Annotated in this window: 1 protein-coding gene; it reads right to left on the bottom strand. The window is 64.1% G+C overall.

Annotated elements, in window-relative coordinates; genetic code table 11:
* Nucleotides 1-1,184 (bottom strand): filamentous hemagglutinin N-terminal domain-containing protein (locus ACLIRY_RS27140; RefSeq protein WP_413208528.1); only part of this gene is annotated, 1,184 nt, incomplete at its 3' end.
* Between the last annotated feature and the right edge of the window lie 18 nt (nt 1,185-1,202).

Here is a 1,202-nt window from a genome sequence, read left to right as displayed (position 1 = left end):
CGGCCCTGACTGAGGCCTCCCCCTGCCTCCAGACCGGCGGCCAGCGTGCCCGCCTCCACCGCCAGGGTTCCGGTGTTGATTCGGACACTGTCCGGCGCGCCGACCACGGCTCCGCTTTTGACGGTGGTCGTTCCCGCCGCAGAAATCGAAAGCTCACCCTGGGGGCGAGTCCCACCGAAGAAATCCACGTCACCGTGGGTGGAGGTGATCGTGGTGTTGCCGACGGATTGGGTATTGTTCACGATGATCCGGCCATCCGCTGTCAGGGACAGCGCGCCGGTGGTCGCTTGCACGTTATCGGGTAGGCGGACGCCCACCCCGCCCTCCGTCCCCACCAGAGTGATGCGTCCGGCGTACATGCCACCCAGAGCCGAGGAATCGATACCGAAAGCGGGTTTCCCTCCGGCGTCGGACAAGGCGGAGGCCTGGAGGCTGTTGTAATCGACATTGTTGCGCCCGGCGATGATGCGCAGCTCCGTCTGGTCACCGCCTTGGATGGCCCCGTTGATTTCCGCCGCCCGGGCGATGATGTCGATGGCGGAGGTTTCCGTGGCGTCGAGGCCACCAGGACCGATAACGACGGTTCCGCCTTCGACGGACAGCGACTCAAGACCCTGGGAGGTGACACCGGGACGGCCCGTGGACAGCGTGGCCCGGGGGATATTGATGAAACCGCAGCCGTTGCAGGTGATGCCGTTGGGATTGGCAAGGATCCAGTTCGCCGCAGCGCCGTGGACCTCCGTATAGCCCTCAAGAACGGATCGGTTGGCGCCGGTCACTTCGCCCAGAATGGTTGAGGCGGATCGCCCTTGGAGCTTGGGGTTGCCTGCGATCAAGCCGGCAAGTTTGGACTGGGCATCCTTGGACTTGTTGTTGAGGACAACGCCCCGTCCGTCGACGTTGAAGTCGCGGAATTTGTTGTGGGACAAACCCGAAGCGTCGGGGCGGGCGATATTGACGACGGGAACGTTATTTGGTGCAATAGTTAGGGTTGCGGAAGACGTGGAGCTGGGGTTGCCATCCACTTCGATGGATCCGGCGATGGAGGGGGCAACCTGCTGGAACAGGAAAACCCCCAGGGTCAGCGCGCCGGTCAGCCGCCGAATCCAGGCCTGTTTCCACTTGGGCCGAACCACCCCCTGTTCCCAATACGCCCGCTCTGCGGAAGAAACGATCGCCGCCATGGGTCCTGTCCCCCCCCC

Source organism: Rhodospirillum sp. A1_3_36 (genome assembly GCF_047263945.1).
Lineage (GTDB): Bacteria > Pseudomonadota > Alphaproteobacteria > Rhodospirillales > Rhodospirillaceae > Rhodospirillum.
This window is presented reverse-complemented; position numbering and strand designations above follow the sequence as displayed.